The organism is Salinimonas profundi (assembly GCF_014750655.1).
Lineage (GTDB): Bacteria > Pseudomonadota > Gammaproteobacteria > Enterobacterales > Alteromonadaceae > Alteromonas > Alteromonas profundi_A.
Genome location: NZ_JABBXD010000007.1, coordinates 181,097 through 190,041 on the forward strand (window position 1 = coordinate 181,097; position 8,945 = coordinate 190,041).

Here is an 8,945-nt window from a genome sequence, read left to right on the forward strand (position 1 = left end):
AGTAGCGTAATGCGCAAAAGCCTTATAGCGTGCCTGTTTATACTCACAGGATGTGTTAGTCAGTCTCAGCCAGGCATGTTGAGTGATAACTTTGATACTCAGGAAGCAGCGAAGACGCGAATGTCGTTGGGTCTGACTTATCTGAAGAACGGTGAATATTCTCAGGCAAAGAAGAATCTCGATAAGGCGCTGGAGTTTGGACCGCGTATGGCGGAGGTCCATTATGCCATGGCGTACTATTACCAAACGGTGGAAGACCAGCCTCGTGCCGTAGAGTTTTTCGAAAATGCAATGTCACTGGCTCCGCGCGATGCAGACATTGCCAATAGCTATGGCGCGTACCTGTGTGAACAGGGTGAGTACGAGGAAGCCAATAAGTACTTCACACGAGCAGTAAAAAACCAGCGATATGCCAATGCGGTTCTGACCTATGAGAATATGGGGATTTGCGCCAGGGAGCGCGGATTCCATGATGATGCGATCAATTATTTTAACGATGCATTGAACCATCAGCCATCTCGAACAAAAACGTTGTATCTTTTGGCGCAGGAATATGTGGCAACACAGCGGTGGGGCAAAGCCGCCGAAACGCTCAAACGTTATGAAAAAGTGTCGCGTATTAGTCCCGATTCATTATGGCTGGCGGTTGAGATTGCCCGTGGACAAAAAGACTTAGAAAGCCAGCGTGCCTATGGCGAGATGCTGGTAAGCATGTTTCCTGACAGTGAACAGGCAAAGCAATACGAAGCCATCCGCACCGACAGACCGGTGCTAAAACGCACTCGCAAAACAAAAGTTATTGCAACGGATTCTGTCGCTGAGGCACCGGACCAACCGGACAATAATAAGTCCCGGGCAGAGAAATCGGCAAACGAGGCGCCACCTGAGGACGTGACAGAAGAAGCGGCTGAAGAAGATGTGTCTGCAACTGCCCGCGCACCTGAGAAAGAATCAAAAAAATCAGAATCAGAAACACCGGAACCTGAGGTTATCTCGAACTCAGACTCCCAAGAAGTGTCCGATGAGCAGGATGATGCTGCACAGTCGACTCAACAGAAGCGGTATCATATAGTTCAGAAGTCAGAGAACCTGTACCGTTTATCTGTAAAGTATAATATTAGAATGTCGACACTTCTTAAATGGAACCAACTAACGGACAGTGATTTGCTGGAGGCGGGAACCCGTTTATGGCTGGTTCCACCAGAGCAACAAACAAACTAGGTAGTTGAATGAATTCAGAAGATGTACATCACGACACTACAGCGAATGATGACCGCTCGCAGTCAGTGTCCTCGCCTGGTGCCATGCTTCGCCAGGCACGTGAACAGCAAGGTCTCTCGCAGCAGGATATTGCAGACAAAATTTTTGTGAAGGTCAATACGGTCGATGATATCGAGAACGATAAGATAGACCAGACCATGTCGGTGACTTTCACCAAAGGTTACGTGCGCAATTACGCAAAACACCTGGGGCTGGATGCAAATAGTGTAATCAGCGCTTTTGAACGTACCCATAATAATGCTGAGTCACACGCCCGTCTGCAGAGCTTTTCGCAAAAAGTCGCCAAACAGGCCCACGATGATCGTTGGATGATGGTCACCTACGGCATCTTATTTTTGCTGGTTGCCGGCGTTGTCACCTGGTGGTATCAGCAGGACGATAGCGTGGTGGACGAAACCAGTTCTGCGGTCAGCAAGACCGATGAGGCGTCGGGCCGCGCGTCCGCGGTTACCGCCTCTCCCCGCACTGAATCAGAGCCTCAGGCGGCAGGTAAGCAAACACAGACGCAGACCGACCGTCAGCCAAACAATGAACCAGCACAAAATGCCTCCCTGGCGCAAATGACAAGTCAGCCTGTCACTGCTGAAGAGACCCCTTCAGATGCTTTGAATCAGCCGACGGCCTCACAACCGGAACAGGCTCAGCAGATGGAGGATGAAAATGAAGCTGCGCCGTCACAGAGCGACGATACTATCAGCGCTGTTGCCGCATCAAATGAGAGCGAAGAGGATGAAGCACAATCGGCATCCAGTGCAGAAATGGCAGCCATGACCTTTACATTCGGTGAAGATTGCTGGGTCAATATCGAAGATGCCAATGGTGAAATTATTGCTACCGGTATCAAACGCGAAGGACGCGTGATGCCTATCTCCGGTCAACCTCCCATTAATGTTACGTTAGGCGCGCCCGACAATGTAGCTGTCACATTTAACGGCAGCAGCGTTGATATTTCAGACTATCAGAATGGTCGTACGGCGCGCTTTACCTTACCCTTGCAGGAATAATCATGTTTGCAGAGAGTCCGATAAAACGCAGAAAATCTACCCGGATTAATGTAGGAAGCGTTCCAATCGGTGATGGTGCGCCAATTGCTGTGCAGTCGATGACAAATACGCAAACCACCGATGTAGACGCAACTGTTGCCCAAATTAATCGCATTGCCGCAGTGGGCGGCGAGATCGTCAGGGTTTCCGTGCCCACGATGGATGCGGCTGAAGCTTTCAAACAAATCCGAAGTCAGGTCAGCGTACCGTTGGTCGCTGATATTCACTTTGATTATCGTATTGCACTCAAGGTCGCTGAATATGGCGTAGATTGCCTGCGTATCAATCCCGGCAATATTGGCAATATGGACCGTATCCGCTCGGTAGTGGATTGCGCTAAAGATAAAAACATCCCGATTCGGATTGGCGTCAATGGTGGCTCGCTGGAAAAAGATTTGCAGGAAAAGTACGGCGAACCCACGCCGGATGCATTGGTAGAGTCAGCCATGCGACACGTAGACATTCTGGATAAGCTTAACTTCGATCAGTTTAAAGTCAGTGTGAAAGCGTCGGATGTGTTTCTGGCTGTCGGCGCGTATCGCGGGCTGGCACAAAAAATAGATCAGCCTCTGCATCTTGGTATCACCGAAGCAGGGGGCTTACGCGCCGGTTCAGTAAAAAGTGCAGTAGGGCTTGGCATGCTGTTGGCTGAAGGGATAGGCGATACACTTCGCGTGTCACTGGCAGCCGACCCTGTCGAAGAGATTAAAGTTGGCTTCGACATTCTTAAATCACTGCGTATACGCTCGCGCGGCATTAACTTTATTGCCTGTCCCAGCTGCTCACGGCAGGAATTTGATGTCATTGCTACGGTCAACGCGTTGGAGCAGCGTCTTGAAGATATAGTGACGCCCATGGACGTGTCCATTATCGGCTGTGTTGTGAATGGACCGGGGGAAGCTGAGGTGTCTGATCTTGGACTGACAGGTGCGCGCAATATGAGCGGATTTTATGAAGACGGCAAGCGACAGAAAGAGCGTCTGAACAATGAAGAGCTGGTGGAACAGCTAGAGCGACGCATTCGTGCGAAAGCCAGTCAGATGGACAACGCGCAGAAGATCGCTGTTGCGGTAAAAGACGACTAACAGGCAACGATTGTTGTTTGTATGCAAAGCCCCTATAATGCGGGGCTTTTATTTATCAGCAGTATGAGAATTTCAGGTGGCTAAAACAATACAGGCTATTCGCGGCATGAACGATTGCCTGCCAGAGGTTTCCGGTATCTGGCAGCAGGTAGAATCGACGTTACGACAAGTGGTAGCCAGCTATGGTTATCAGGAGATTCGTACGCCCATCGTAGAAAGCACCGATTTATTCAAACGCTCGATTGGCGAAGTCACTGATATCGTCGAAAAAGAAATGTATACCTTTGAGGACCGTAACGGCGATAGCCTTACGTTGCGTCCTGAAGGCACGGCGAGTTGTGTCAGAGCCGGCAATGAGCATGGCTTACTGTACAATCAGCAGCAGCGTCTGTGGTATATGGGGCCGATGTTTCGCCATGAACGTCCGCAAAAAGGCCGTTATAGACAGTTTCATCAGTTTGGCGTTGAGGCCTACGGGCTTGATGGGCCAGACATTGATGTTGAAGTAATTTTATTAAGTGCTCGTCTGTGGAAAGCATTTGGTATTAGTAACCATGTGAAACTGCAAATCAATTCGCTGGGATCCAATGAAGCGCGTCAGGCATATCGCGATGCCCTGATAGCCTTTCTTACATCCCGTGCAGATCAGTTGGATGAAGACTCAAAACGCAGAATGACATCTAACCCTCTGCGTGTATTGGACAGTAAAAACCCGGATGTACAAAAAGCGCTGGAAGGTGCACCGTCACTACTGGATCATTTAGATGAGGATTCGGCGCAACATTTTTCACTTTTGTGTGAACGATTAACGCAAGCCGGCATCGAATATGAGATTAATCCCAGGCTGGTTCGCGGCCTTGATTATTACAATCGTACCGTGTTTGAGTGGGTAACTGACAGCCTTGGGTCTCAGGGGACAGTGTGCGCAGGTGGTCGCTATGATGGCCTGGTAGAGCAACTTGGCGGCAAGGCCACTCCCGCTGTAGGCTTTGCTATGGGTATGGAGCGCTTAGTGTTGCTGCTGACAACGCTCGAGGCACAAACGCAGGAGCCCGCCAGTGCTGATATTTATGTTACTGCGCTGGGCGATGAAGCCGCGGTTTACGCAATGCAAGTTTCTGAACAGTTGCGGGATGCATTATCTGAATGTCGTGTAACCACACACTGTGGCGGCGGCAATATGAAGAAACAGCTCAAACGTGCTGATAAAACGGGTGCTCAACTTGCGCTTATTTTGGGGTCAGACGAAGCGCTGAACAATCAGGTCACGATTAAACCGTTGCGCGGTCAGCAGGAGCAGGTCACCATCGCATTGGCAGATCTTCCCGGTACACTGGCAACGATGATGGAATGAAAAAGTGCTCAACACGTAAGCACAGACAGTAGAGGTTGGTAATGGAAAAGTTCGCTACAGAAGAACAACAAGTTGAGGCGATAAAGCAATTTTGGAAAGACAATGGTACGGCGATTATTATCGGTGCTGTACTGGGTCTTGGCGGGCTTTGGGGCTGGCGCTATTACAGTGAAAGTCAGCTAGAGGCCAAAGCCAAAGCATCTGCAGAGTATCAGTCGGTCGTTGAAACCGCTACAGAAGAAGGCGGTATCGACAATATCAGTAAGTTTGCAAAGGCAAACCCTGATAACGGTTATGGCGATATTGCTGCTTTAATCGCATCACGACAACTGGTTGAAAAGGGCGATCTTGAAGGTGCTGCAGCCCAGCTTAAGCTGGTAATGGAGCGCACCGAAGATGCGCAACTTAAAGCATTATCGGCTGTGCGTCTGGCACGTCTGCAAATTGAAATGGATGCAGCGGATAAAGCCCTGGCGACGCTTGATGGCATTACGAGTGAATCCTTTGCTGCACTGGTTGCGGAGGTTCGCGGTGATGCGTTTGTGAAAAAAGGTCAGGCGGACGATGCGCGTATGGCTTACACCAAGGCGCTAGAAAGCGATACTGCTAACCAGCTGGTAAAAATGAAGCTGGATAATTTATCTGTAGCCACAGGCTCGTAACGTCCAAGAGGTAGCTGATTTGTCACAAGTAACACACGGTCAATTGCGCCGCGTAGCAAAAGCGCTGGGCCTGAGTCTCGCGCTGTCTGTCACACTTTCCGGCTGTACTACGGTATCAAACTGGTTTGCTGATGACGAAGAAATTGAAATTCGTACGCTAAAGCCTATTGAGGCTAAGTTTCAGCCAGACGTAATTTGGGAAACCTCTGTTGGTGATGGCGTCGGTGATTATTTTTCCCGTCTGCGGCCCGTCACAGATGGCAAAACCGTCTATATGGCCAGTCGTCATGGCGAGGTTGCGGCACTGGATGTCGAAACAGGTGATGAGCGTTGGGAAAAAGATTTTGCCTCTTACAGTGATGACAGTATGCTCAGCGGACTTACCCGGTTGTGGGAGTCTGGTAAATCTGCACGAATCGGCGGCCTGGCCCTTGAGGGTGATGTATTATACATGGGCACAGAAAATGGCTCTGTGCTGGCGCTAAACAGTCAGGACGGTAGTCTGTTGTGGAGTGCATCAGTAGCAGGCGAAATACTGGCACCGCCAGCCGTCGCTGAGAATATTCTGGTGGTTAATACCGGTGCCGGTACACTCTATGCGCTGGATGCGGAAACAGGCGAGCAGCTCTGGTTCAATGAAGGTGATGTGCCTCCGCTTAGTCTGCGCGGTATCTCGGCCCCGGTCGCTGCGAATGGTGGTACGCTGGTGGGGACGCCGACTGGCAAAGTGCAGGTTAACGTACTTGATTCAGGCATGATCGCCTGGGAAACCGCCATTACTACCCCCTCTGGTGCAACCGAGCTTGAACGTATTGTTGATGTTGATGTTACCCCGGTACTGTATGGCGGTATTGTCTACGCGATTTCTTATAATGGTACGTTGGCCGCCGTGGAACTGCGTAGTGGCCGGGTAATCTGGAAACGCGAATACAGCTCGTATCGTGATTTGTCGATGGATGGCAATCAACTTTTCTTAGTCGACAAAAACTCTACTGTGTATGGTCTTGATCGCCGTAATGGTGTTGAGTTGTGGTCACAAAGTACATTGAAACGCCGTAACCTGACCGAAGCACAGCCGGTCGGTGATCACCTGGTTGTTGGTGACCGCTGGGGGTATCTCCACTGGCTGGAAAAAGATTCTGGTAAAATTGTGGCCCGCTATGATTTAGGTGGAGATGACGAAGATGAGTCTGTCTATGTCTCGCCCATCAAAGTGGGAGATAACATCATTGCTGTAACCGAAGACGGTACGATTGCAATGCTTACCAGTGGAGCCGCGGAGACGGCTGACTAAAAAGTCGTAAACCGCTATAATATAGTTTACACGACAGGCCGCGTTGTTACGCGGCCTGTTTGTTCTTGAATACTTTTCATGTAGGAATACATCATGTTGCCTGTAGTTGCACTGGTGGGGCGCCCGAACGTTGGTAAGTCCACACTGTTTAACCGTTTAACAAATACCAGGGATGCGCTGGTAGCGGATTATCCCGGCCTTACCCGTGACCGGAAGTATGGTCAGGCAACCTATGATAAAAAGCAGTTTATCGTCGTAGATACAGGAGGTATCACCGGTGATGAGGAAGGTATTGATGAGCAAATGGCGCGTCAGTCGCTGCTTGCCATTGATGAGGCCGATGTGGTTCTGTTTATGCTGGATGCCCGGGCTGGCCTTATGCCCGCTGACCAGGGAATAGCTGAACACCTGCGTAAAGTAAACAAAAAGGTATTTCTTGTTGCCAATAAGGTCGATGGCATCGACGGTGATAGTGAAAGTGCAGAATTCTACAAGCTTGGGTTAGGTAACGTTTACCAGATAGCTGCAGCCCATGGTCGTGGTGTCAGCCAGCTCTTAAATACATCAATGTCGCCTCTGGCAGAAGAATTTCCTGAGATGGCGGTGGTTGAAGAAGACAAAGACGAAAGCATCAGTACCGAAGAGCAGCGAGAGCGACTGCGCAACCTGCCTATTAAAATGGCCATTGTGGGTAAGCCGAATGTGGGTAAATCCACGCTCACCAACCGAATGCTCGGTGAAGAGCGCGTGGTAGTCTATGACATGCCTGGCACCACGCGTGACAGTATTTATATTCCGTTGGAAAGAGATGAGCGGGAATACATTCTTATTGATACGGCGGGTGTAAGAAAGCGCCGTAAAGTGTCTGAAGCGGTAGAAAAATTCTCTATCGTAAAAACCCTTCAGGCCATCGAGGAATCAAGTGTTGTGTTACTGGTGGTCGATGCGCGGGAAGGGATCTCGGATCAGGATCTTAGTCTGCTTGGCTTTGTGCTGAATTCTGGTCGTTCGCTGGTTATTGCAGTGAACAAATGGGATGGACTGAATACCGATATCAAGGACGACATCAAACGCGAACTGGACCGTCGTCTTGGATTTGTGGACTTTGCCAGACTGCACTTTATTTCCGCGTTGCATGGTTCCGGCGTCGGCAACTTATTTGAATCTGTGATTGAAGCCTATGAAAGTGCGACTAAGCGGGTAAATACCGCGCTGCTGACGCAGATCATGGAAATGGCTCAGGAAGAGCATCAGCCCCCTCTGGTTCGCGGCCGTCGCGTAAAAATGAAATACGCCCATGCCGGGGGATATAATCCACCGGTTGTGGTTATTCACGGCAATCAGGTAGACGATTTGCCCAGTTCCTACAAACGTTATTTGATGAACTATTTCCGTCGTTCATTGAATGTAATGGGGACGCCCATAAGAATAGAGTTCAGAGAGGGCGCCAATCCGTTTGAAGGAAAAAAAGAGCAGCTAACGCTTGCTCAGCAACGAAAGCGCAAGCGGATGATGTCTTATCACAGCAGAAAGAAATAGGAAGGAGGCGAGAGCCTCCTTTTTTATTATCTGCTGGTTTGAGGGCTGTTAGCATAGGTGGGGCGGTAAGCTTCTCGATGCTGAGATTACTGTCTTATTCAAAAGATAAAACGACGTTACCGCACCGGCTACATTCGCAGCCTTTGCGGCAGTATTAGCTTTTGCCGGTATCGACCGGCAACGACCAGAGGGGAAGAGCGTTTCCCCTCTGGACTCCCTCCTTTACCTGAACGCTCAAAGCGGCAGATAACCGGAGCAGATAAAAACAACCGGGGTAAAAGGGGCGTCCATGCCCCTGTTCTCCTTGACTCATCATCCATGATGAGCCTTGTTTTTATTCTCTCTGCGCCGGCTATCTGCTGAGCGTTAAGGCGAAATAGAGCGGCAGTTCTTCGAAGTAAAGCGTTTGCAGTGGAATTTATAATTGATAGAAGGATTTCGATGAACCGTTGAGTAAGAGTGGCATGCTGGCCGTCAACACGGCTGGGGCTGTTAATTCTTCAATGTTTACGTTATTACTCACCAAATAAAAGAAAACGCTTTTTACATTATTGGCTATATGCACAGCCTTTACGGTTGTAATTGCTTTCGCCGGTATCGACCGGCGGCGAGGGGGGGGGGGGGGGGGGGGGGGGGGGGGGGGGGGGGGGGGGGGGGGGGGGGGGGGGGGGGGGGGGGGGGGGGGGG

At 50.2% G+C, this 8,945-nt stretch carries 7 protein-coding genes; all 7 read left to right on the top strand.

What is annotated here, in order from left to right; translation table 11 throughout:
- Nucleotides 1-9 precede the first annotated feature (9 nt).
- Entirely contained in the window at nucleotides 10-1,221 is a 1,212-nt protein-coding gene (gene pilW / locus HHX48_RS13165) for a type IV pilus biogenesis/stability protein PilW (RefSeq protein ID WP_191025849.1), read from the top strand.
- An 8-nt stretch (nucleotides 1,222-1,229) separates the two neighbouring features.
- Entirely contained in the window at nucleotides 1,230-2,285 is a 1,056-nt protein-coding gene (locus HHX48_RS13170; RefSeq protein ID WP_191025851.1) for a RodZ domain-containing protein, read from the top strand.
- A 2-nt stretch (nucleotides 2,286-2,287) separates the two neighbouring features.
- Entirely contained in the window at nucleotides 2,288-3,409 is a 1,122-nt protein-coding gene (gene ispG, locus HHX48_RS13175) for a flavodoxin-dependent (E)-4-hydroxy-3-methylbut-2-enyl-diphosphate synthase (RefSeq protein ID WP_191025853.1), read from the top strand.
- Between the two features lie 76 nt (nucleotides 3,410-3,485).
- Nucleotides 3,486-4,763 carry a histidine--tRNA ligase gene (hisS, locus tag HHX48_RS13180; RefSeq protein ID WP_191025855.1) on the top strand — a complete coding sequence of 426 codons (1,278 nt, stop codon included), beginning with the start codon at nucleotides 3,486-3,488 and terminating at the stop codon, nucleotides 4,761-4,763.
- A 41-nt stretch (nucleotides 4,764-4,804) separates the two neighbouring features.
- A complete protein-coding gene (locus HHX48_RS13185) occupies nucleotides 4,805-5,425 on the top strand; it encodes a YfgM family protein (protein WP_191025857.1) in 621 nt (206 codons plus the stop codon).
- A gap of 19 nt (nucleotides 5,426-5,444) precedes the next feature.
- On the top strand, nucleotides 5,445-6,719 hold the full coding sequence (bamB, locus tag HHX48_RS13190) for an outer membrane protein assembly factor BamB (RefSeq protein ID WP_191025859.1): 1,275 nt from the start codon (nucleotides 5,445-5,447) through the stop codon (nucleotides 6,717-6,719).
- A 93-nt stretch (nucleotides 6,720-6,812) separates the two neighbouring features.
- Nucleotides 6,813-8,258 carry a ribosome biogenesis GTPase Der gene (gene der / locus HHX48_RS13195; protein ID WP_191025861.1) on the top strand — a complete coding sequence of 482 codons (1,446 nt, stop codon included), beginning with the start codon at nucleotides 6,813-6,815 and terminating at the stop codon, nucleotides 8,256-8,258.
- Nucleotides 8,259-8,945: the final 687 nt, after the last annotated feature.